Consider the following 20,357-nt stretch of genomic DNA (forward strand, 5'->3'; position numbering starts at 1 on the left):
GCACATGCACCCACCCCAGCTCCTGCGCTTCTCGGCGCAGCCAGAAGGGGTGGGGAGCGGGTACCACCCGGCTGCTGCTTTCGCAGCCGCGCCAGGTGTCGGTTACGCGCTGCGCGCTGCCGACGCAACTGGCACAGCCGCCCTGCCCAGGCCAAGCGCAGCGAGGCAGATCGGGCCGAGCGAAGCAATGGCCCGTGGGGGGGCTCCCATCCCCTTCTGACCGTGCCGAGAAGCGCAGGGCCTGGGGTGAGTGCGTGCCGAAGGACACGCGCCTCGTCATCTGACTCGCCGAAGCTGTTTGACCGGAGCTGCCTCGCAGAGGCAGCGCAGGGAGTTCTTCGGCGTCACCCCAGGACCGAGCATCGCAGGCTGCCCCCAGCGCCCGACAGGGCGATGGGGGACACGGGCAGCGGGGTCGCCTTTCTTTGGGGTACCTTTCTTTGGCGACTCAAAGAAAGGTACCTCGGCCGCCGGGCCGAGACCCGGCTCCCGCCCTCAAAAAAGGCATGCGGCAGGCAACGGCCACAAGCAATCAAATCAATCGCCTAAGTTTCGATTCCAGATCACCAGCCTCCACCTCCAAAGCCTCCACCATCCACCCCACCTCCTCCAACGCCGCCCGGTACAACGGCAACACCAGGCTCACACTGAACGGCACCGAAAACCCCACCCTGCGCACCACCACCCCCTGCCCCGACACGGCCAGCGCCGTGAGCGGATTGACCACCGCCACCCCCAGCCCCCGCTGCACCATCGCGCACACCGCCACCGCGCTGTGCGTCTCCATGCGCATCTGCCGCTGCACGCCGGCCTCGGCGAACAGGGCGTCGATCTGGCGGCGGTACGGGTCGTCGGCCGAAAGGCTCACGAACGGCTGGCCGGCGAAGTCCGCCAGTTGCAGCACCGGCCGGGCAGCAAGGGGATGGCCCGCCGGCAGCACCGCCACCTCGTCCAGCGTCAACAGCAGCTGCGAGCGCGTGCCAGGCGGGGTGGAGGACGACACCTGTTCACTCAAGCCCATGTCGAAGCGCTGGGCCGTCATCCACTCTTCCAGCAACGGGGGCTCCTGGGGCGTGACGGAGATGCGGGCACCGGGGTGCGCGGCGAGCAGGCGCGCGGCCGCGCCGGGCAGCAGGGCGTGGCTCAGCGCCGGCAGGCACAGCACGGACAGGGACTGTGCAGCACCGGCAGAGCGCCCCAGCGCCACAGCCCGGTCGACCACACGGTCCAGGCCCTGCCAAGAGCGCTGCACCTCCTCCCACAGCGCCAGGGCCCGCGCATGGGGGCGCAGGCGGCCCTGCACGCGGTCGAACAGCGAATAGCCCAGCAGCGACTCCAGGCGCGCCAGCTCACGGCTCACCGTCGGCTGCGAGGTGTGCAACAACTCGGCGGCACCTGTGGCGCTGCCGGCCAGCATGACGGCGCGGAACACTTCGACATGGCGGTGGCCGATCCGCGGGGCGCTGTTGTCAGGGGGGTGGGGCATGCGCCAAGCATATCCAAATTGAATAGCATCCACAAAACAAGCATTGGACTGGATGACTGGAGGGCGGCATGATCCGGCCCATCGCACCCCTTGCCTCGCCCTTTCCCGGAGCCGTTTCCATGTCCAACCCCTTCTCCCCCGCCCAGCTGCAGTCCCTGGCCGAGCAGTTCGGCACCCCGCTGTGGATCTACGACGCGGCCACCATCCGCCAGCGCATCGCCCAGGTGTCCAACTTCGACACCGTGCGCTTTGCGCAGAAGGCCTGTTCCAACATCCACATCCTGAAGCTCATGCGCGAGCAGGGCGTGAAGGTGGACGCGGTCTCGCGCGGCGAGATCCTGCGCGCGCTGGCGGCCGGCTACCAGGCCGGTGGTGAGCCCTCGGAGATCGTGTTCACGGCCGACCTGTTCGATGCCGACACCCTGGCCTGCGTGGTCGAGCACGGCGTGCCGGTGAACGCCGGCTCCATCGACATGCTGCACCAGTTGGGCCAGGCATCGCCCGGCCACGCGGTGTGGCTGCGCATCAACCCGGGTTTCGGCCATGGCCACAGCAACAAGACCAACACCGGCGGCGAGCACAGCAAGCACGGCATCTGGCACACCGACCTGCCGGCCGCACTGGCCGCCATCCGGCAGCACGGCCTGGCGCTCACGGGCTTGCACATGCACATCGGCTCGGGCGTGGACTACGCCCACCTGGCCGAGGTCTGCGGCGCCATGGTGGAGCTGGTGCGCACGGCGCATGCGGCCGGGCATGACCTGCATGCCATCTCGGCCGGCGGCGGCCTGTCCATCCCCTACCGCAGCGGCGATCCGGTGATCGACACGCAGCACTACCACGGCCTGTGGAACACGGCGCGCCAGCAGGCCGAGGCCATCGTCGGCCACCAGTTGGGCCTGGAGATCGAGCCCGGGCGCTTCCTGGTGGCCGAATCGGGCGTGCTGCTGGGCGAGGTGCGCGCCACCAAGAACGCCGGCAGCAACCATTTCGTGCTGCTGGACACGGGCTTCAACGAACTGATGCGCCCCTCCATGTACGGCAGCTACCACGCCATGGAGGTGCTGCGCCGCGATGGCAGTGCCGCTGCCGCGCGGCCCACGGTGGTGGCCGGGCCGCTGTGCGAGTCGGGCGACGTGTTCACCCAGGGCGATGGCGGCGTGGTGCTGCCGCGCGAGCTGGCCGAAGCGCGCGTGGGCGATCTGCTGGTGATCCACGACACGGGCGCCTACGGTGCCTCCATGTCCTCCAACTACAACACGCGCCCGCTGATCGCCGAGGTGCTGGTGGACGGCGGCCAGGCCCGGCTGATCCGCCGGCGCCAGACGGTGCAGGAACTGCTGGCGCTCGAAGAAGGGCTGTAAGCACAGCGCGCTGGCGTGGCGCCAACCCCTGCAAGGCCGGTAGGCTCGGGCCTACGCAGGGGCGCCGCGTTGGCGGACAGGCGGCTCCAGGGGGCGGGAATACAGTGAAGTCACTTATCCACTTCCACCCGTTTTCAAGGAGATCACCATGCCCATCATTCTCTGGCTGCTCGGCGTCCCACTGTCCCTGGTCCTGCTGTTGATGCTGTTCGGGGTGCTTTGATCCCGTGCCCCGAGGGGCACCGTACCCAACGCGCAAGGAAAGCCGCATCCGCCTCGCAAGGGCGGATGCGGCTTTTGTCCATTTGCGCGGCACCGTTTGTGCAGGGTACCTGGCCGTTGGTCGCCACCTGCCTTTTAATGTTTGCCCATGGGCCCTGCCGCCGCTAGGCTGGCGGATTTCCATGCCTGGTCCCGCCCCCTCTGCGCGGCAGACCTGAGGACTTGGAGGAACCGCAAGGAGCCTGCCATGCAAGCCGAAGAACGGACCATCGTCGAGCTGGAGTACCCAGGCGAGTACCTGAGCCGCCTGGGCACCATTGAGACCAAGACCTGCAAGATCCGCCTGTCGCGCAAGGGCCAGGGCCTGCTGGCGCGCATGTACGCCAGCCGGGGCTACAAAATGCAGGCCACGCTGACGCACGATTTCGACCTGAGCAGCCTGGTGGTGCAGATCGACGGGCAGCCTGCGGGCACCATCTCCGTGCGGCTGGACGATGGCCACCTGGCCGCCCAGGAGCAGTTTCCGGAATTCATCGGCGACCTGCGCGAGCGTGGCGCCCGCATCTGCGAAATCGGCAAGCTCGCCATGGACCCGGGCGTGCGCTCCAAGCAGGTACTGGGCGCCATCTTCCACATCGCCTTCATCGTGGCCTTCCGCGCACGCCGGGCGACCGACATCGTGATCGAGGTGAACCCGCGCCACGCTCCGTTCTACCTGCGCATGCTGCGCTTCGACCCGGTGGGAACGGCACGCCTGTGCCAGCGCGTGGGCGCCCCGGCCGTGCTGCTGCACATGGATGGCAACAAGGGGCGCCGCCTGATCGACCAGTTCGGCGGCCGACCCGGCCTGTCGGCGCAGGAGCGCAGTTTCTACCCCTACTTCTTCCACCCCGACGACGAGGAAGGGCTGCTGCGCCGCCTTTCGGCGGGCAATTGATCAAATTTCTTCGCGCGGGCCGCGGCCCATGAGCCGGGCCACTGCCTCGGCGGGCTGCAGCAGGCCGTCGAGCAGGGCCACCACGGCTTCGGTGATGGGCATGTCCACCCCCAGCAGCCGGGCACGCTGTGCCACCGTGCGCGCGCTGTAGACGCCTTCGGCCACATGGCCGAGCGATTCCACGGCCTGCGCCAGCGTCTGCCCCTGCGCCAGCAGCAGCCCCACGCGGCGGTTGCGCGAGAGGTCGCCGGTGGCCGTCAGCACCAGGTCGCCCAGTCCGGACAGGCCCATGAAGGTATCGGCGCGCGCACCCAGGGCCAGGCCCAGGCGCGTCATCTCGGCCAGGCCGCGCGTGATGAGCGCGGCGCGGGCGTTCAGCCCCAGTTCCAGCCCATCACACAGGCCGGTGGCGATGGACAGCACGTTCTTCACCGCGCCCCCCACCTCGACGCCGACGATGTCTTCGTTGGCATACACACGCACGCTGGGGCTGTGGAAGGCGGCCACCAGGGCGTCGCGCACGCTGGCATGCTCGCTCGCCGCCACCAGGGCCGTGGGCTGGCCGCGGGCGACTTCCTGGGCAAAGCTCGGGCCGCTCAGGGCGCCGGCCCGAAGCGCCGGGGCCACTTCGGCCCGCACTTCGTGCGCCAGCAGGCCGAAGCGCCCAGGCGCGTCGCCGGCCACCGATTCGAACCCCTTGCACAGCCAGGCCACGGGCGCCGGGCAGTCGCGCAGTGCCTGGAGCATCGCGCGCAGGGCCGACATGGGCGTGGCGACGATGACCAGATCCGCCTGCGCCGCGAGCGCAGCCGAGTCCCCGCCGGCCAGCGCCAGCGCGGGCGGGAAGGCCATGCCCGGCAGGTAGCGCGCGTTCTCGCGGCCCGCCTGCATGCCTGCCAGTTGCGCGGCATCGCGCGCCCACAGCGTGACGGTGTGGCCATCGGGGTGCTGCGCGGCGCTCATGGCCACGGCAGAGCCCCAGGCGCCTGCGCCCAGAACAAGGATTTTCATGGTGTGAAGCGCCTGAAGAGGGTCAAGCGACAGGGGCCGGCAAGCGGTCCCCGGTGACCATCACTGCGTGATGATGGGCGACGGATTGCCCGCCGCCTGGGCTTGCTGCTGCTCGAACATGGCCTGGAAGTTGATTTCGGCCAGGTGCACGGGCGGGAAGCCGGCGCGGTTGATCAGGTCGGCCACGTTGCCGCGCAGGTAGGGGTAGACGATCTGCGGGCAGGCGATGCCCATGATGGCGCCCATCTGGTCTTCAGGGATGTTGCGGATCTCGAAGATGCCGGCCTGCTTGGCTTCGACCAGGAACACGGTCTTGTCCTTGACCTTGGTCTGCACGGTGGCGGTCACGGCCACTTCGAAGATGCCTTCGGCCACGGGGGTGGCTTCCACGCCCAGCTGGATGTCCACGCTGGGTTGTTCCTGTTCCAGCAGGATGCCGGGCGAGTTCGGTTGCTCGAGCGACATGTCCTTGAGGTAGACGCGCTGGATCTGGAAAACGGGATTTTCTTGGTCGGCCATGGTTGACAGGTCTCTTCTTGTGCTCGCACAACGAGCGGGTGACAAAACGAAACCCGCCGGGGAAGGACTCCCGCAGCGGGCACATGGGGCTGCATTATGCAGCGCCCGAAGGCGGGCTTAGCCGATCACTGGACTCCGAGCAGCGGCATCAGGCCGCCGCGGCCGTCCAGCGCCACCAGGTCGTCGTGGCCGCCGACGTGGGTGTCGCCGATGAAGATCTGCGGCACGGTGCGCCGGCCGGTGATCTCCATCATGGTGGTGCGGGCGGCAGGGTCGGTGTCGATGCGGATCTCCTCGATCTGCTCCACGCCCTTGGATTTGAGGATCTGCTTGGCACGGATGCAATAGGGGCAGACGGCGGTGGTGTACATCTTCACGGGTTGCATGGCGGGCATCTTTCGTAGAGTGGCGGCGGGGTAGGCGCCAGGCGCCCATCCCTTTCATCTAGGGGCGTCTCAGGCCTTTTCAACCGGCAGGCTGGCTTCGCGCCAGGCCTTGAGGCCGCCGGCCATGGCCTGCACGTTCTCGTAGCCGAGCTTCTTGGCGATGCCCACGGCACGGTTGGCGCGCGCGCCCGTGGTGCATACCAGCACCAGCGGCAGGGCCTTGTTCTTGACCGTGGTGGCCAAGCGCTCTTCGAGCTGGTTCAGCGGGATGTTCTTGGCGCCGCCCACGTGGCCCGCCGCGAATTCCTCGGTCTCGCAGACGTCGATGACGACGGCTTTTTCGCGGTTGATGAGCTGCACGGCCCCGGCCGGGGTGAGCGAACCGCCACTGGCGTTCTTGAGCAAAGGCCACATCAGCATGCTGCCCGAAGCCAGTGCCACGAAGACCAGATACCAGTTGTCGATAATGAATTTCACGGAGATTCCTTGGGTTGGCGAACGGCGCAATTTTAGAATGTATGGTTTTGACCCGCTCCTCCAAGGGAAACCATGCACAAACTCGTACTGATCCGCCACGGCGAATCCACCTGGAACCTGGAAAACCGCTTCACCGGCTGGACCGACGTGGACCTCACCCCCACCGGCGTGGACCAGGCCAAGAATGCCGGGCGCCTGCTCAAGGCCGAAGGGTACGAGTTCGACGTGGCCTACACCAGCGTGCTCAAGCGCGCCACGCGCACGCTGTGGCACACCCTGGACGAGATGGACCGCACCTGGCTGCCCGTGGTGCACAGCTGGCGCCTGAACGAGCGCCACTACGGCGCGCTGCAGGGCCTGAACAAGGCCGACATGGCCAAGCAGTACGGCGATGCCCAGGTGCTCGTATGGCGCCGCAGCTACGACACGCCCCCGCCGGCGCTGGAAGCCACCGACCCGCGCAGCGAGCGCAGCGACCTGCGTTACGCACGACTGGATGCCGGCCAAGTGCCGCTGACCGAGTGCCTCAAGGACACCGTGGCGCGCGTACTGCCGTTCTGGAACGAATCCATCGCCCCGGCCATCCAGGGCGGCAAGCGCGTGGTGGTGGCGGCGCACGGCAACTCCATCCGCGCCCTGGTCAAGTACCTGGACAACATCTCGGACGACGAGATCGTGGGCCTGAACATTCCCAACGGGATTCCACTGGTATACGAGCTCGATGGCGACCTCAAGCCCATCCGCCACTACTATCTGGGTGACGCCGAAGCGGCGGCCAAGGCCGCTGCGGCGGTGGCTTCGCAAGGCAAGGCCTAGAAATTGGCGTAAAGCGGGTGTAAAGCCCGCCAATTGCCCCCTTCGAACCTGCGAAAGCGAGTCCCGGCGCGGAACTGCGGCGGGTTGGGCCCTTCTAAGAAGTGGTCGGAGGCCTTTTTGAAACGCTTGTTTTCACACGCGTGCAAAAAAGGCATTCGGCCAGCTTCCCAGGTGTATATTGATGCGGTAAAGGTGTTCTATGGGCCACAAACTCAAAATTGCAGGATGGGTGTCGGTAGGTGTGGTGGCTGGAGCGCTCACCACGGTGTCGTTGCAGACCGTTGCGCGCGGTGCCATGACGCCCCTGCCGCTGGAAGAGATCCAGCAACTGTCGGCCGTGTTCGGCCTGGTCAAGACCGACTACGTCGAGCCGGTCGATGACAAGAAGCTCATCACCGATGCCATCTCCGGCATGGTGGCCAGCCTGGACCCGCATTCCCAGTACTTCGACAAGAAGTCCTTCAAGGAATTCCGCGAAGGCACCTCCGGCCGTTTCGTGGGCGTGGGCATCGAGATCACCCAGGAAGACGGGCTGATCAAGGTGGTCTCCCCCATCGAAGGCTCGCCCGCGTTCCGCGCAGGCCTCAAGCCCAACGACCTGATCACCCAGATCGACGAAACCGCAGTGAAGGGCCTGGCGCTCAACGAGGCCGTCAAGCGCATGCGCGGCGAGCCCAACACCAAGGTCACGCTGACCATCTTCCGCAAGGACGAGAGCCGCACCTTCCCGGTGACCATCACGCGTGAAGAGATCAAGACCCAGTCCGTCAAGGGCAAGGTGATCGAGCCCGGCTACGCCTGGATCCGCCTGTCGCAGTTCCAGGAACGCACGGTGGACGATTTCGTGCGCAAGGTCGAAGAGATCTACAAGCAGGACCCCAATGTCAAGGGCCTGGTGCTCGACCTGCGCAACGACCCGGGCGGCCTGCTCGACGCGGCCGTGGCCATCTCGGCCGCCTTCCTGCCCGAGAACGTCACGGTGGTCACCACCAACGGCCAGCTGGCCGAAAGCAAGTCCACCTACAAGGCGGCGCCCGAGTACTACCAGCGCCGCAGCGGCGGCGACCCCCTGCGCCGCCTGCCCGCCGCCATCAAATCGGTCCCCATGGTGGTGCTGGTCAACGAAGGTTCGGCCTCGGCCAGCGAGATCGTGGCCGGTGCCCTGCAGGACCACAAGCGCGCCACCATCATGGGCAGCCAGACCTTCGGCAAGGGCTCGGTGCAGACCGTGCGCCCCCTGGGTCCGGACACCGGCATCAAGCTGACCACGGCGCGCTACTACACCCCGAGCGGCAAGTCGATCCAGGCCAAGGGCATCGTGCCCGACGTGATGATCGACGAATCCGAAGAAGGCAACGTGTTTGCCGCCCTGCGCATGCGCGAAGCCGACCTGGACAAGCACCTGGGCAGTGGCCAGGGCGAGGAAAAGAAGGACGCCGCCCGTGAAAAGGCCCGCGAGGAGGCCAGGAAGCGCCTGGAAGAGGAAGCCAAGAAGCCTGCAGCCGACCGCAAGCCCCCCGAGTTCGGCACCGACAAGGACTTCCAGCTGGTGCAGGCCCTGAACCAGCTCAAGGGCCGCCCCGTGCTGGTCAGCAAGACGCTGGCCGAGCGCAAGGACGAGAAGAAGGAAAACTGAGCCCCTGAGACTGCAACTGCAGTCGCTCAGCGTCCAGCCATCAAGGCCGGATTCCCCAGGGAATCCGGCCTTTTTCACGCCCCGCCGGCGCTGCCCGCCCCGGCTCCCGCACAATCGCAACCCCACCCGCCGCACCGTGCCCACCCCATGACCGACGACCAACTCCTGCGCTACTCGCGCCACATCCTGCTCGACGAGATCGGCATCGAGGGCCAGGAGCGCGTACTGGCCGCCCATGCCGTCATCATCGGCGCCGGGGGCCTGGGCTCGCCGGCAGCGCTGTACCTGGGCTCCGCCGGTGTGGGCCGCATCACGCTGGTGGACGACGACACGGTGGACCTGACCAACCTGCAACGCCAGATCGCGCACACCACGGCGCGCGTGGGCACGCCCAAGGTGCAGTCGGCCGCGCAGGCGGTGGCAGCCATCAACCCCGAGGTCCAGGTCCAGGCGCTGCAGGCCCGCGCCGATGCCGCGCTGCTCGACCAACTGCTGCCCGGCGCCACGGTGGTGCTGGACTGCAGCGACAACTACGCCACCCGCCATGCGGTCAACGCCGCCTGCGTGCGCCACGGCGTGCCACTGGCGGCCGGGGCGGCGATCCGCTTCGACGGACAGATCACCGTGATCGACCCGCGCCATGGCACGGCGCCCTGCTATGCCTGCATCTTCCCGCCCGACGCGCAGTTCGAGGAGGTCAGCTGTGCGCTCATGGGGGTATTCGCACCCCTGGTGGGCATCATCGGGACCATGCAGGCGGCCGAGGCGCTCAAGCTGATCACCGGCGTGGGCCCCACCCTGGCGGGGCGGCTGATGATGCTGGACGGCCGCTCGATGGAATGGAGCACCATGCACGTAGAGCGCGCACCCGGATGTGTTGTGTGCGCGTCACCGTAGGAACCCTCCTACATGGCCTGCGTGCAGCCGCTGTCAGAATGGCAGAGGCACTTCGGTTAAATTCAGAACTAGGCCATCGCCTGGCTGCACCGACCGTCACCTGGATCCGTAGTGAAACTCCGCACGTACATCGTTGAAGACAATGCCACCATCCGGGAGAACCTCATCGGTACTCTGGAAGAACTGGCATCCGTCGAGGCGGTGGGGGTGGCGGAGACCGAAGACGAGGGCAAGGGCTGGCTCACCGACCACCAGGAACAATGGGACCTGGCCATCGTCGACCTGTTCCTGCGCCAGGGCAGCGGCTTGGGCGTGCTGGCCGCCTGCCGCGACCGCCGGCCCCACCAGAAGATGGTGGTGTTGAGCAACTATGCCACCCCCGATATCCGCATGCGCTGCGCCCAGTTGGGCGTGGATGCGGTGTTCGACAAATCCAACGAAATAGATGCCCTGGTGGACTACTGCATAGAGCATGGCAGCGTACACCCCGCCCAAAGCGCCCGCGTTCCGGTGCGCGGCAACCCCTGAGTGCGCTGGCGACCTGCCAGCATGCCCACCCTCCACATTGAAGCGCCGCGCCTGCAGCTTGCGCACGGCGGCAGCGGCGCGGGCGCCGGGCCCCGCCCGCTGCAAGGCCCCCACCCGCTCAGTCGATCAGGCGGTTCTTGAGCGCGTAGTAGGTCAGGTCGCTGTTGGACGACAGGCTCATCTTTTCCATCAGGCGCGTGCGGTAGGTGCTCACCGTCTTCACGCTCAGCGACAGCGACTTGGCGATGTCGCCGGCCGTTTCGCCTTTGGCCAGCTTGAGGAACACCTGGAACTCGCGCTCCGACAGCTGCTCGTGCGGCGGGGCGTCGTCCTTGCGGTTGAGCTGCTGGGCCAGCAGGTCTGCCACGGCGGGGGTCAGGTAGCGCTTGCCCAGGGCGATGATGCGGATGGCCTCCACGATTTCGGAGGGGTCGCATTCCTTGTTCAGGTAGCCGCTGGCCCCCTGGCGGATGAGATTGATGGCGTAATGCTCCTCCGGGTATCCGCTGAGGATCAGAATACCCATGTCGGGCGCCTTGGCGCGCAGCATGGCCAACGCATCCAGGCCGCTTTGGCCGGGCATGGACAGGTCCATCAGCAGCACGTCGATTTCATGGGTGCGCACCAGGTCGATGGCTTCGCGGCCGTTGGAGGCCTCGCCCTCCACGCGCAGGTCCACATGCTCGGACAGGAACTGGCGAAGTCCGGAGCGAACAATTGCATGGTCATCCACAATGCCGATCTTGATCATTGAGCGTTCTTTCAGGGAGGGTGCTTCCCACTCCCAATTTTTGTTGAATGCACCTGCGTTCCGATCTCCCGCCACAGGGCAGCGCCGTAGGCCGGCCTGATGCCATTATCCAGAATAACGCATATGAATTTGCATGAGATCGCCAAGGACTTGCTTCCCAAAGTCCGAAAGATGGCCCTGAGCCTGCCCATGGCGCTGCTCGCGGCCATGGTGCTGGTGGGGATCAACGAGGTCGGTCACATGCGCTCCCAGGAGGCCGTCACCCAGATGGCCCACGGCCAGGTGACGCACGGAGCCCTGAACCGCCTGCTGCAGAGCATGCTGGATGCCGAGACCGGCCAGCGCGGCTACCTGCTCACCGGCAACGACCGCTACCTGGAACCCTACGACAAGGCGCTGGCCAGCGTGCAGCAGGACCTGGACAACCTGCGCAACCAGTTCCTCGACTCGCCCGACGACATGCAGGAGCTGTCCCTGCTGTCGCGCCAGATCTCGCGCAAGCTCGCCGAAATGGAGCTGAGCCTCAAGCTGCGCCGCCAGGGCAATGAGGATGCCTGGAAGTTCATCCTGCACACCGATGTGGGCATGGAGAACATGGAGGCCATCCGCAAGCACGCCCAGGCCCTCATCGACCGCAGCGCCATCGTCGTCAAGCAGGGGCAGGCGCAGGTGCTGCGCTCGCTGATGCTCTCGCGCATCGGCATCGCCACGGTCACGGCCATCGGCCTGCTGGCGTTCTTCATGTACCTGCGCCAGGCGCATGCACTGCAGCAATTCAGCCTGCGCGAGCAACTGCTGCTGGAACGCGAGCGCGATCGGCTCGAAGGCCTGGTGCGCGAGCGCACCGCCACGCTGTCCGAGCTCGCCAGCCACCTGCAGCAGGTGCGCGAGGACGAGCGCGGCCACCTGGCGCGCGAACTGCACGACGAGCTGGGCGCCCTGCTCACCGCCGCCAAGCTCGATGTGGCACGCCTCAAGTCCAAGATCGACACCCAGGTGCCCGAGATTGCCGAGCGCCTGCGCCACCTGACCGAAACCCTCAACAGCGGCATTGCACTCAAGCGCCGCATCATCGAAGACCTGCGCCCCTCGTCCCTGTCCAACCTGGGGTTGACGGCGGCCATCGAGATCCTTGCGCGCGAGTACGGCGAGCGCGCCGGCATCGAGGTGGAAACCAGCCTGGAACCCGTGCAGCTGCCCGAGCCCACGCAGCTCACCGTCTACCGGCTGGTGCAGGAATCGCTGACCAACATCGGCAAATACGCCAAGGCGCAGAAGGTGCTGGTCTCCGTGCACAGCCACCCCAAGCATGTGGCGGTGCAGGTGCGTGACGACGGCCAGGGGTTCGACCCCGCCAGCGTGAGCCCCTCGTCCCACGGCCTGGCCGGCATGCGCCACCGCGTGGAGGCCGCTGGCGGGCGGCTGACCATCACCTCGCGGCCTGGCAATGGCGCCCTGGTCTCGGCCATCCTGCCGCTGCCGCACAACCCTGCCTGACCGCCGCCTGCCAGGCGCGCCGCCCCTTTGGGCGGCCTTTTCCCCGGCCTAGGGCATCGCCTGGGGGTAGCGCATTGCCTGGTTAACGCCAGCCCCCCACCCGCCCAGCGCCATCCAGCAAGTCCCTGTCCTACAAGGCAGGCGTCCGCCCACCGACAAAACGGCGCGCCGGCCACCGGCATCCCATCCGACACCTGCCACCTACATTGGACCCAGGCGCCAACGAAAGGCGCTGACTGAACCACTCGCCGGACCTCCGGCCCCCCATGGAGAAGCATATGTTGCACTACGCCGTCGTTTTTCTGGTCATCGCACTGATCGCAGCCATCTTCGGCTTCGGCGGCATTGCCGCAGGTGCTGTGGGTATCGCCAAGATCCTGTTCTTCGTGTTCGTGATCATGGCTGTTGTCACTTTCGTCGTGGGCCTGCTGCGAAGGGGCTGAAGCGCCCCCCGATAGAGCTTGCCGACCGTCCCATCGTCTACCCCCAGGAGTGAACCCATGACCATCCAATCCGCCACCAACAAGGTCGCCGAAGGTGCCCGTACCCTTACCGACGACGTGCTGCAAAGCGCCCAGGATGCGGTGCAGAGCACGCGCAACCTCGCCAACGGGTCGCTGGACAAGGCCGAAAACACGGTCCGAGCACTGCGCCGCGAAGCCGATCCTGCCATCGACGACCTGGCCGCCCGCGCCCAGGAACTGGCCAGCCGCAGCATCGACTACGCCGCAGAGGCCAGCGCACGCGCCCGGCGCCAGGTGCAGGACGTGGCCGACGCCACCAGCAAGTACGTGGCAGAACAGCCTGGCAAGTCCATCCTGATCGCTGCCGGTGTCGGTGCATTGACCGCCAGCCTGGTCCTGATGGCATCGCGCCGCCGCGGCAGCTACTGAGCTCCCGCGCATTGAAAGATCTGCTGGAGCCATGGGCCCACCCGGCCCCTGGCCCCAGCAACCCACAGCTTGCCGGTCATGGAGGGTGCAAACGACCGGCAGGCTGAACCTGCAGAAAAGCACCCGCGTTCCCAAAAACCAACTTGAAGGAAAAACCATGAAATACGCACGTGCCCTCGCCTTTGCCGCTGTTGCCGGTCTCACCATCGTCACGGCCACCGGCTGCTCCGTCGCCCGCGACCAGCAGACCGTAGGCTCCTACGTCGACGACGCCGGCATCACCACCGCAGTCAAGGCCAAGATGGCCGAAGACAAGAGCGTCTCTGCCACCTCCATCAGTGTGGAAACGCTCAACGGCACGGTGCAGCTGTCGGGCTTCGCCAAGTCGGCTTCTGAAAAGAACCAGGCCGAAAACATTGCTCGCAACACCAAGCATGTGCGCGAAGTGCGCAACAGCATCGTCGTTCGCCCTTGATACAAATGCCCCCTGAGGCGCTTTGCGCCTCAGGGGGCATTTTCATTTCGGTAATCCACGGTGCTGCCGCTCCACAGCACATGCGACTGGCGGGGCCCAGGCCAGCGCCCCCGCGCAAGGGCCGCCCCGCCGCGCTGGGGGCGTCCCCCTCCCGACTCGCGCAGCGAGTCGAGAGAGGGGTGAAGGCGCGAAGCGCCTCAGGGGGTGCTTCATGTTCGGCCTGCTTTTGCCATTGCGGCATGGCTTGCAGCTGCATTTGCATGGAAGACCGTCCATTGCGTGCACTGCGGCACAGCGTCTGGGTTTAAGCTCCCCCCATGCGGGTATTCAATTGCGACCATTGCGGTCATCTGGTGTTTTTCGACAGCGTGCAGTGCCTGCACTGCGGCAGCGCACTGGCCTTTTTGCCGGACCAGCTGACGATGGCGGCGCTCACGCCCGCGCCCCAGGATGGCCCGGACCTGTGGCGGCGCCTCGGCGAGCGCGGCACGGCCCAGTACAGCGGCCGGCTGTACCGCATGTGCCACAACCACACCACCTACGACGCCTGCAACTTTGCGGTGCCTTCGAGCGACTATTCGGAGCTGTGCGTCTCGTGCCGGCAGACGCGCCTGCTGCCCGACCTGTCGGACATGGCCAATCTGCGCCGCTGGAAGCAGATCGAGGGGGCCAAGCGGCAGTTGTTCTACACCCTGGCCCGCCTGGGGCTGGAGCCGGTGCCCGGCCGCTACGGACCGGTGTTCGAGTTCCTGGCGGACATGCTGGGAGGCCCCGCCATCCTCACCGGCCACCAGGGTGGCACCATCACCCTGAACATCGCCGAGGCCGATGACGACGAGCGCGCGCGCCGGCGCATCGCCCTGGGGGAACCCTACCGTACCCTCATCGGCCACCTGCGCCACGAATCCGGCCACTTCTACTGGGACCAACTGGTGCGCGACGGCAACCGGCTGGACGCGTTCCGCAGCGTGTTCGGCGACGAGCGACAGGACTATGCCGCAGCGCTCGACGCGCACTATGCCAAGGGCAGCAACGGCAACGACTGGTTCCTGAACCACGTCAGTGCCTATGCCGCCGCCCACCCTTGGGAGGACTGGGCCGAGACCTGGGCCCACTACCTGCACATGGTGGACCTGCTGGAGACCGCCGCCAGCTACCAGACCGCCGTGACCGTGCCCGACCCCCACGTGGCGGCGCGCCACCACGTGACCGACCCGTTCGCAGCCAACCACCACCCGGACTTTCAGGACATGGTGCGCCAATGGGTGCCGCTGACCTTGCTGCTCAACAGCCTGAACCGCAGCCTCGGGCAGGACGACGCCTATCCGTTCGCCCTGTCCTCTGGCGCCATGGTCAAGCTGCGTTTCGTGCATGACCTGGTGCAAGGGGCGCAGCAGGCCGCCGATGGCGGTGCGCCCCACCTGGCCACCAGTGCGGTGGTGTGACCCCCTCCTGCCTGCCCGCGACACTCACGACAAAGACGACCCGAAGACGATGACGATGACCCGCAATCCACCGCCCAGCCCCGTGCCGCAACTGCTGCTCATTCCTGGCCTGGCGGGCGATGCGACGATGTGGCGCCTGCAAAGTGCCGTGCTGCCAGCGGCCTTGCGCCCGGAGATCACCGCGGTGCACACCCGGCCCGAGGCCACGAGCGTGCAGGCCATGGCCACCCTGCTGCTCGCGCAGTACCCCGGCCCCCTGCTGCTGTGCGGCGCCTCGATGGGCGGCATGATCGCCATGGAAGCAGCGCGGCAAGCACCGGGCCGTGTCGTCGGGCTGGCCCTGCTGGGCACCACCGCCCGGCCGGAGACGCCCGAGATGCAGGCGCTGCGCGAAGCGGCCATCGCGCTGTTCGAGCAGGGGCGCGTGCGCGAGGTGATCGAACCCAATGTGGCCTTCGCCTTCCACCCGAGCGGCGCGGCGCGGTCCGACCTGGTGCAGGACTACCTGGATTTCGTGCTGCGCGCAGGCGCCGAGCAACTGGTGCGCCAGAACCGCGCCGTCATCGCCCGCCCGGACGCCCGGCTGCACCTGCCCGGGGTGAAATGCCCCGTGCTGGTGGTCTGCGGCGAAGCGGACCAGCTCACGCCACTGGCCTGCTCCGAAGAGATCGCGGGCCTGATCCCCGGTGCCGAGTTCGAGGTGGTGGCCGATTGCGGCCACATGCTGACCATGGAACGGCCCGAGGTGGTCAACACGCTGCTGAGCCAGTGGCTGCAGCGCGGCGGTTGGACGGGCTGACCCGTCAGGTCTGCGGCGCCAGGCTGCGCACCTTCACCGCCAGACGTTCCTGCACCGAGGGCGAGACGAACTTGGTCACCTCGCCGCCCAGTACCGCGATCTCGCGCACGAAGGTGCTGCTGATGAACTGGTACTTGTCGCTCGGGGTCAGGAACACGGTCTCCACCTGGGGCATCAGGCTGCGGTTCATGCCGGCGAGCTGGAACTCGTAGTCGAAGTCGGTCACCGCGCGCAGGCCGCGCACCATGGCCTTGCCGCCGCGCGAGACGACGAAGTCGCGCAACAGGCCCGAGAAGCTTTCCACCTGCACCTGGGGGTAGCCCTTGACCGCCTCGCGCACCATGTCGATGCGCTCCTCCAGGCTGAACAGGGTCTTCTTGTGGTGGCCAGCGGCCACGGCGACGATCACGCGTTCGAACAACTGGGTGGCTCTGCGCACCACGTCTTCATGGCCCAGGGTGATGGGGTCGAAGGTTCCGGGATAGACGGCGAGCACGTTCTGGGCCATGGCGGGTTGTCTCCTGTACGGCGAAATGGGCACTGGCCCCGGCCTCTTGTGGGCCTGCCGGGCCGCTTGGGCGCATTATGCAGTGCACTGCAACATGGATGCATCCAGCGCCCTTTTCGGCCGGCCCGGCTGCAGGTGCGATCGGGCGCGAACGAAGCTCAGCGGGCGTCGGCCGGCGCGCCGGCGGCGCCCACGGGCCGCAGCAGGTGCGCATGCACCGCTCCGGCCTTGAGGTGGCGGTAGACCACTAGGCCGCTGGCCGCCAGGCCCTCGTCGGTCCAGGCGACGGGCGCCTCCAGGTATACGAAGCCGCTGGCCGCCACGGCCTTGCCCGCCGCCTGCAGCGCCGACTCGAACAGGTTGCCGTCGAAGGGCGGGTCGATCAGCACCAGGTCCAGGCTGCCGGGGGCGGCCTGGCGCAGCGCGGCAATGCCATCGCCGCGCTGCACGCGCACGGCCCTGGCCTCCAGACGCTGCTGCAAGGTATTGAGCTGCTCCACCAGGGCGGCATCGCTTTCCACGAGCTGCACGGCGGCTGCGCCGCGCGAGGCGGCCTCCAGACCCAGCGCGCCGGTGCCGGCAAAGGCATCCAGACAGCGCCAGCCGGTCAGGTCCTGGCCCAGCCAGTTGAACAGGGTTTCGCGCACGCGATCGGGCGTGGGCCGCAGGCCCGGTCGCTGGGCCACTGGCAGGCGGGTGCGCTTCCACAGCCCGCCAATGATGCGGATCTCGCCAGGCGCCTTGGCCGTGGCGGATGCCGGGTTCTTGCCGGCACCGGCCTTCTTCTTCGCGGGTGCCGCAGGGGCACTGGCGGGCGGGGCGGAGCGGGCAGCAGCCAGCGCCTGCCCACGCAGGGTCGAGCGGCTCATGGCTTGCCCCCCACCACCACGGTGACCATGCGCTCGGGCTGCAGCTTGCGCTGCATGGCCGCACGGATGTCGGCCACCGTGAGGGCGTCGACGCGCTGGGTCCAGCGGTCCAGGTAGTCGAGCGGCAGGTCGTTCCAGGCGATGTTGGCCACGTTGCCCAACAGTTTCTTGTTGCTGTCGATGCGCAGCGCAAAGCCGCCGATCAGGTTGTCCTTCGCGGCACGCAGCTCGGCCTCGGTGGGGCCTTCGGCCACGAAGCGGGCGAGCACGTCGCGCGAGACCTTCACGGCCTGGGCCGCCTGGTCGGGGCGCGTCTGCAGCCCGATGGTGAAGGCCCCGGCGTGCAGGCCGCCCGCAAAGTAGCTGTAGACGCTGTAGCTCAGGCCGCGCTTTTCGCGCACCTCCTCGGTCAGGCGCGAGACGAAGCCACCACCGCCCAGGATGTGGTTGCCCACCAGCAGCGCGATGAAGTCGGGGTCGCGGCGGGGAAAGCCCGGCTGGCCGATCAGCACATGCGCCTGCGCGGAGGCGAACGGGATGTTCTTTTCCTCGGGGACGGTCAGCGCGGCGATCTCGCCCACGGCGGGCAGGGGTGCGCAGGCCGATGCGGCGGGCAGGCGCGCGAGCAGCGTGGCCACCAGGGCCTGGGCCTGGGCCCGCGTGACCGCACCGACGATGCCCACCTTGGCGCGGCAGGCCGCGATGGTGCTGGCGTGAAAGGCCTGCATGTCCGCGATGCTGATGCGCGCCAGCGTGTCTTCGGTGGTGCGCACGCCATAGGGGTGGTTGCCGTACACCGCGGCACCGAAGGCCTTTTCGGCCACCGTGGAAGGGCGGGTGTTCGACTCCTTGATGCTCGCGCTCCAGCGCGCGCGGTCGCGCGCCCAGATATCGGCAGGCCAGCTCGGCTCGGCGATCTGCCGCGCCGCCAGGCGCGCGGCCTTGTCCAGCAGCGGCGGGTCGGTCAGCGAGCGCAGCGAAAAATGCATGGCATCGCTGTCCGCACCGGCGTCGAAGCTGGCGCCCAGGTCGGCCCAGGCCTCGCCCAGGGCGTTTTCGTCAAGCGCGGGCTCAGTGCCCTGGCCCTTGACGCCTTTGGAGGCCATGGAGGCTGTGGCACTGGCCAGGCCGGCCTGCGCCGCCGGGTCGCGGCGGCTGCCGGCGTCGAAGTCGATCTGCACGTCCACCATGGGGATGACGGGGCTTTCCACCAGCCAAACGCGGGCACCATTGGGCTCCGTCCAGTGCTGGATGGGCAGCAGGGCCCAGGCCGAGCCGCAGTAGAACAGCGCACTGCTGCTGGCCAGCACGGTGCCGAGCGCCAGTTTCTTGAAATTGATCATGGGAGGGAGACCGGGTTCAGTGGCGGGCAGCACCGGCCTTGGGGGCCGGGCGGGGACGGGGGGTATCGAGCGGCTGCGGCAGCAGCGTGGCCACGGTGAGCTGGTCGTCGCCGAAGTACTTGGCGGCCACGGCCTGCACCTGCTCTGGCGTGACCTTGCGCGCCAGCTCCAGCAGGCGCTCCTCGGCGTCGAGCGGGAAGCCCTGCACCCAGTTGCTGCCCAGTTCCTGCGCTTGGCTGTGGACCGAGTCGCGCTCGTAGACGGTGGAGGCGATCCACTGCGTCTTCACGCGCTCCAGTTCGGCCTGGCTCACGCCCTCGCGCGCCACGCGCGCCACTTCGGCGCGCAGGCCCTCCTCCACCTGCTGGGCGGTCTTGCCGCCGGTGGGAACCCCGGTGAACATGAACAGCGCCGGGCCGCGCCCCGTGACCATGGCCGAACTGCCTACGCTGTCCGCCACGCGGTTCTCGCCCTGGCTCAGGGCGCGCTCCAGGCGCGCGCCGTCGTAGCCGCTGAACACGGCCGACAGCATCAGCAAGGCCAGCGCATCGGTGTCGGACTCCTGCAGGTCCTGCAGGCGCTCCAGTGCCGGCACGCGAAAGGCCAGGGCCACGTAGCCTTGCTCGGCCGGCGCCTTCACCGCAATGCGGCGCAGGCCCTGCTGGGCCGGCTCGGTGCGCGGCTTGCGCGCGGGCAGCGCGTGGGCGGGCAGCTTGCCGTAGTATTTTTCGGCCAGCGCGCGCACCTTGGCCACGTCCACATCGCCGGCCACGACCACGGCGGCGTTGGTGGGGGTGTACCACTGGCGGTGGAAGGCGCGCACGTCTTCCGGCGTCATGGCGTCGAGGTCGCTCATCCAGCCCACGATGGGGCGGCGGTAGGGCGCGGCGGTGAAGGTGGCGGCAAACAGCTGCTCGGCCAGCACGGCACGCGGCTGGTCTTCGGTGCGCATGCGGCGCTCCTCCTTGACCACCTCGATTTCCTTCTTGAACTCCTCGTCGGGCCACTGGTTGTGGGCAAAGCGGTCGGATTCGAGGCGCATCACGTCCTCCAGCCGGTTAGCCGGGATCTGCTGGTAGTAGCCCGTGTAGTCGCGGCTGGTGAAGGCGTTCTCGCGCCCGCCCAGGGCCGCCACGCGGCGCGAGAAGTCGCCCGGCGCCACGGTCTTGGAGCCCTTGAACATCATGTGCTCGAGCACGTGGGCCACGCCCGAGGTGCCGTCCACCTCGTCCATGGAGCCCACCCGCACCCAGACCATGTGCACCGCCGTGGGGGCCCGGTGGTCGGGCTGCACGATGAGCTGCATGCCGTTGGCGAGCGTGAACTGCTGCGCGCCGGAAGCCGTGGCACGCGGCCCGGCACTTCCCGGCCCGGGGGGCGCCACCACGGCCCCGCCCGCTGCAGAAGATGGATGGGAACCCGGAGAAACCACCGCGGTGGTGGCTCCGGCGCCGAGGCAGGCCAGCAGGCCCAGTAGGGTGAAAGCGCGTTTCATAGA

Annotated in this window: 22 protein-coding genes; 12 read left to right on the forward strand and 10 right to left on the reverse strand. The window is 67.8% G+C overall.

The genetic code is table 11. The features are described 5' to 3' along the window. Nucleotides 1–532: 532 nt before the first annotated feature. On the reverse strand, nt 533–1,486 hold the full coding sequence (locus U5N23_RS32880) for a LysR family transcriptional regulator (protein ID WP_322596848.1): 954 nt from the start codon (nt 1,484–1,486) through the stop codon (nt 533–535). A 119-nt stretch (nt 1,487–1,605) separates the two neighbouring features. Between U5N23_RS32880 and lysA the strand changes: the two genes are divergently transcribed. After that, nucleotides 1,606–2,850, forward strand: a complete 1,245-nt coding sequence (lysA, locus tag U5N23_RS32885; RefSeq protein ID WP_322596849.1) for a diaminopimelate decarboxylase — start codon at nt 1,606–1,608, stop codon at nt 2,848–2,850. 469 nt (nt 2,851–3,319) lie between these two features. Continuing rightward, on the forward strand, nt 3,320–4,009 hold the full coding sequence (locus U5N23_RS32890) for an N-acyl amino acid synthase FeeM domain-containing protein (protein ID WP_322596850.1): 690 nt from the start codon (nt 3,320–3,322) through the stop codon (nt 4,007–4,009). Here U5N23_RS32890 and U5N23_RS32895 read toward each other — a convergent pair whose 3' ends face one another. The 4 genes from U5N23_RS32895 to U5N23_RS32910 all read right to left on the reverse strand — a co-directional run bounded on the left by U5N23_RS32895 (nt 4,010) and on the right by U5N23_RS32910 (nt 6,402). After that, entirely contained in the window at nt 4,010–5,020 is a 1,011-nt protein-coding gene (locus tag U5N23_RS32895; RefSeq protein ID WP_322596851.1) for an NAD(P)H-dependent glycerol-3-phosphate dehydrogenase, read from the reverse strand. It abuts the gene before it with no gap. Between the two features lie 60 nt (nt 5,021–5,080). Next, nucleotides 5,081–5,539: a protein-export chaperone SecB gene (gene secB / locus U5N23_RS32900; protein ID WP_007860332.1), complete on the reverse strand. Its 459-nt coding sequence runs from the start codon at nt 5,537–5,539 to the stop codon at nt 5,081–5,083. A gap of 125 nt (nt 5,540–5,664) precedes the next feature. After that, nucleotides 5,665–5,925, reverse strand: coding sequence for a glutaredoxin 3 (gene grxC / locus U5N23_RS32905; protein ID WP_322596852.1), 261 nt, complete (start codon nt 5,923–5,925; stop codon nt 5,665–5,667). A 69-nt stretch (nt 5,926–5,994) separates the two neighbouring features. Next, nucleotides 5,995–6,402: a rhodanese-like domain-containing protein gene (locus U5N23_RS32910; RefSeq protein ID WP_322596853.1), complete on the reverse strand. Its 408-nt coding sequence runs from the start codon at nt 6,400–6,402 to the stop codon at nt 5,995–5,997. A 72-nt stretch (nt 6,403–6,474) separates the two neighbouring features. Between U5N23_RS32910 and gpmA the strand changes: the two genes are divergently transcribed. The 4 genes from gpmA to U5N23_RS32930 all read left to right on the forward strand — a co-directional run bounded on the left by gpmA (nt 6,475) and on the right by U5N23_RS32930 (nt 10,279). After that, the gene (gpmA, locus tag U5N23_RS32915; protein WP_322596854.1) at nt 6,475–7,218 is read left to right on the forward strand and encodes a 2,3-diphosphoglycerate-dependent phosphoglycerate mutase; all 744 of its coding nucleotides are present in this window, start codon (nt 6,475–6,477) and stop codon (nt 7,216–7,218) included. Between the two features lie 199 nt (nt 7,219–7,417). Beyond that, nucleotides 7,418–8,854, forward strand: coding sequence for a S41 family peptidase (locus U5N23_RS32920; RefSeq protein ID WP_322596855.1), 1,437 nt, complete (start codon nt 7,418–7,420; stop codon nt 8,852–8,854). 147 nt (nt 8,855–9,001) lie between these two features. Continuing rightward, a complete protein-coding gene (locus U5N23_RS32925) occupies nt 9,002–9,751 on the forward strand; it encodes a HesA/MoeB/ThiF family protein (protein ID WP_322596856.1) in 750 nt (249 codons plus the stop codon). A gap of 111 nt (nt 9,752–9,862) precedes the next feature. Further along, entirely contained in the window at nt 9,863–10,279 is a 417-nt protein-coding gene (locus U5N23_RS32930) for a response regulator (protein ID WP_322596857.1), read from the forward strand. A 118-nt stretch (nt 10,280–10,397) separates the two neighbouring features. On the opposite strand, the gene U5N23_RS32935 is transcribed toward U5N23_RS32930, so the two are convergent. Next, on the reverse strand, nt 10,398–11,030 hold the full coding sequence (locus tag U5N23_RS32935; RefSeq protein WP_057201863.1) for a response regulator transcription factor: 633 nt from the start codon (nt 11,028–11,030) through the stop codon (nt 10,398–10,400). 123 nt (nt 11,031–11,153) lie between these two features. On the opposite strand from U5N23_RS32935, the gene U5N23_RS32940 reads away from it, so the two are divergent. The 6 genes from U5N23_RS32940 (at nt 11,154) to U5N23_RS32965 (ending at nt 16,139) form a co-directional block, all read left to right on the forward strand. Further along, on the forward strand, nt 11,154–12,527 hold the full coding sequence (locus U5N23_RS32940; protein WP_322596858.1) for a CHASE3 domain-containing protein: 1,374 nt from the start codon (nt 11,154–11,156) through the stop codon (nt 12,525–12,527). A 278-nt stretch (nt 12,528–12,805) separates the two neighbouring features. After that, on the forward strand, nt 12,806–12,970 hold the full coding sequence (locus U5N23_RS32945; protein ID WP_322596859.1) for a DUF1328 domain-containing protein: 165 nt from the start codon (nt 12,806–12,808) through the stop codon (nt 12,968–12,970). A 57-nt stretch (nt 12,971–13,027) separates the two neighbouring features. Beyond that, the gene (locus U5N23_RS32950; RefSeq protein WP_322596860.1) at nt 13,028–13,420 is read left to right on the forward strand and encodes a hypothetical protein; all 393 of its coding nucleotides are present in this window, start codon (nt 13,028–13,030) and stop codon (nt 13,418–13,420) included. Between the two features lie 157 nt (nt 13,421–13,577). Continuing rightward, on the forward strand, nt 13,578–13,895 hold the full coding sequence (locus U5N23_RS32955; RefSeq protein WP_057201860.1) for a BON domain-containing protein: 318 nt from the start codon (nt 13,578–13,580) through the stop codon (nt 13,893–13,895). Between the two features lie 317 nt (nt 13,896–14,212). After that, the gene (locus tag U5N23_RS32960) at nt 14,213–15,340 is read left to right on the forward strand and encodes a putative zinc-binding peptidase (RefSeq protein ID WP_322596861.1); all 1,128 of its coding nucleotides are present in this window, start codon (nt 14,213–14,215) and stop codon (nt 15,338–15,340) included. 49 nt (nt 15,341–15,389) lie between these two features. Continuing rightward, a complete protein-coding gene (locus tag U5N23_RS32965; protein ID WP_322596862.1) occupies nt 15,390–16,139 on the forward strand; it encodes an alpha/beta hydrolase in 750 nt (249 codons plus the stop codon). Between the two features lie 4 nt (nt 16,140–16,143). Here the strand turns inward: U5N23_RS32965 and coaD are convergent, their stop codons facing one another. From coaD to U5N23_RS32985, 4 genes are all read right to left on the reverse strand, one after another. Further along, a complete protein-coding gene (gene coaD / locus U5N23_RS32970) occupies nt 16,144–16,647 on the reverse strand; it encodes a pantetheine-phosphate adenylyltransferase (protein ID WP_057201858.1) in 504 nt (167 codons plus the stop codon). Between the two features lie 158 nt (nt 16,648–16,805). Then, nucleotides 16,806–17,516 carry a 16S rRNA (guanine(966)-N(2))-methyltransferase RsmD gene (rsmD, locus tag U5N23_RS32975; protein WP_322596863.1) on the reverse strand — a complete coding sequence of 237 codons (711 nt, stop codon included), beginning with the start codon at nt 17,514–17,516 and terminating at the stop codon, nt 16,806–16,808. Next, nucleotides 17,513–18,859, reverse strand: coding sequence for a pitrilysin family protein (locus tag U5N23_RS32980; protein ID WP_322596864.1), 1,347 nt, complete (start codon nt 18,857–18,859; stop codon nt 17,513–17,515). The genes rsmD and U5N23_RS32980 overlap by 4 nt, the downstream gene beginning before the upstream one ends. A gap of 16 nt (nt 18,860–18,875) precedes the next feature. Next, nucleotides 18,876–20,354: a pitrilysin family protein gene (locus U5N23_RS32985; protein ID WP_322596865.1), complete on the reverse strand. Its 1,479-nt coding sequence runs from the start codon at nt 20,352–20,354 to the stop codon at nt 18,876–18,878. Between the last annotated feature and the right edge of the window lie 3 nt (nt 20,355–20,357).

This window comes from Acidovorax sp., assembly GCF_034519795.1.
Classification (GTDB): Bacteria; Pseudomonadota; Gammaproteobacteria; order Burkholderiales; family Burkholderiaceae_C; genus Acidovorax.

What these genes read in the sequence shown, in the direction of transcription:
- U5N23_RS32925 (WP_322596856.1), top strand. Translation starts at nt 9,002, where the DNA reads ATGACCGACGACCAACTCCTGCGCTACTCGCGCCACATCCTGCTCGAC.
- U5N23_RS32880 (WP_322596848.1), bottom strand. Translation starts at nt 1,486, where the DNA reads ATGCCCCACCCCCCTGACAACAGCGCCCCGCGGATCGGCCACCGCCAT.
- U5N23_RS32920 (WP_322596855.1), top strand. Translation starts at nt 7,418, where the DNA reads ATGGGCCACAAACTCAAAATTGCAGGATGGGTGTCGGTAGGTGTGGTG.
- gpmA (WP_322596854.1), top strand. Translation starts at nt 6,475, where the DNA reads ATGCACAAACTCGTACTGATCCGCCACGGCGAATCCACCTGGAACCTG.
- U5N23_RS32945 (WP_322596859.1), top strand. Translation starts at nt 12,806, where the DNA reads ATGTTGCACTACGCCGTCGTTTTTCTGGTCATCGCACTGATCGCAGCC.
- U5N23_RS32895 (WP_322596851.1), bottom strand. Translation starts at nt 5,020, where the DNA reads ATGAAAATCCTTGTTCTGGGCGCAGGCGCCTGGGGCTCTGCCGTGGCC.
- grxC (WP_322596852.1), bottom strand. Translation starts at nt 5,925, where the DNA reads ATGCAACCCGTGAAGATGTACACCACCGCCGTCTGCCCCTATTGCATC.
- U5N23_RS32965 (WP_322596862.1), top strand. Translation starts at nt 15,390, where the DNA reads ATGACGATGACCCGCAATCCACCGCCCAGCCCCGTGCCGCAACTGCTG.
- secB (WP_007860332.1), bottom strand. Translation starts at nt 5,539, where the DNA reads ATGGCCGACCAAGAAAATCCCGTTTTCCAGATCCAGCGCGTCTACCTC.
- rsmD (WP_322596863.1), bottom strand. Translation starts at nt 17,516, where the DNA reads ATGAGCCGCTCGACCCTGCGTGGGCAGGCGCTGGCTGCTGCCCGCTCC.
- U5N23_RS32980 (WP_322596864.1), bottom strand. Translation starts at nt 18,859, where the DNA reads ATGATCAATTTCAAGAAACTGGCGCTCGGCACCGTGCTGGCCAGCAGC.
- U5N23_RS32935 (WP_057201863.1), bottom strand. Translation starts at nt 11,030, where the DNA reads ATGATCAAGATCGGCATTGTGGATGACCATGCAATTGTTCGCTCCGGA.
- U5N23_RS32955 (WP_057201860.1), top strand. Translation starts at nt 13,578, where the DNA reads ATGAAATACGCACGTGCCCTCGCCTTTGCCGCTGTTGCCGGTCTCACC.
- U5N23_RS32960 (WP_322596861.1), top strand. Translation starts at nt 14,213, where the DNA reads ATGCGGGTATTCAATTGCGACCATTGCGGTCATCTGGTGTTTTTCGAC.
- U5N23_RS32950 (WP_322596860.1), top strand. Translation starts at nt 13,028, where the DNA reads ATGACCATCCAATCCGCCACCAACAAGGTCGCCGAAGGTGCCCGTACC.
- coaD (WP_057201858.1), bottom strand. Translation starts at nt 16,647, where the DNA reads ATGGCCCAGAACGTGCTCGCCGTCTATCCCGGAACCTTCGACCCCATC.
- U5N23_RS32940 (WP_322596858.1), top strand. Translation starts at nt 11,154, where the DNA reads ATGAATTTGCATGAGATCGCCAAGGACTTGCTTCCCAAAGTCCGAAAG.
- U5N23_RS32985 (WP_322596865.1), bottom strand. Translation starts at nt 20,354, where the DNA reads ATGAAACGCGCTTTCACCCTACTGGGCCTGCTGGCCTGCCTCGGCGCC.
- lysA (WP_322596849.1), top strand. Translation starts at nt 1,606, where the DNA reads ATGTCCAACCCCTTCTCCCCCGCCCAGCTGCAGTCCCTGGCCGAGCAG.
- U5N23_RS32890 (WP_322596850.1), top strand. Translation starts at nt 3,320, where the DNA reads ATGCAAGCCGAAGAACGGACCATCGTCGAGCTGGAGTACCCAGGCGAG.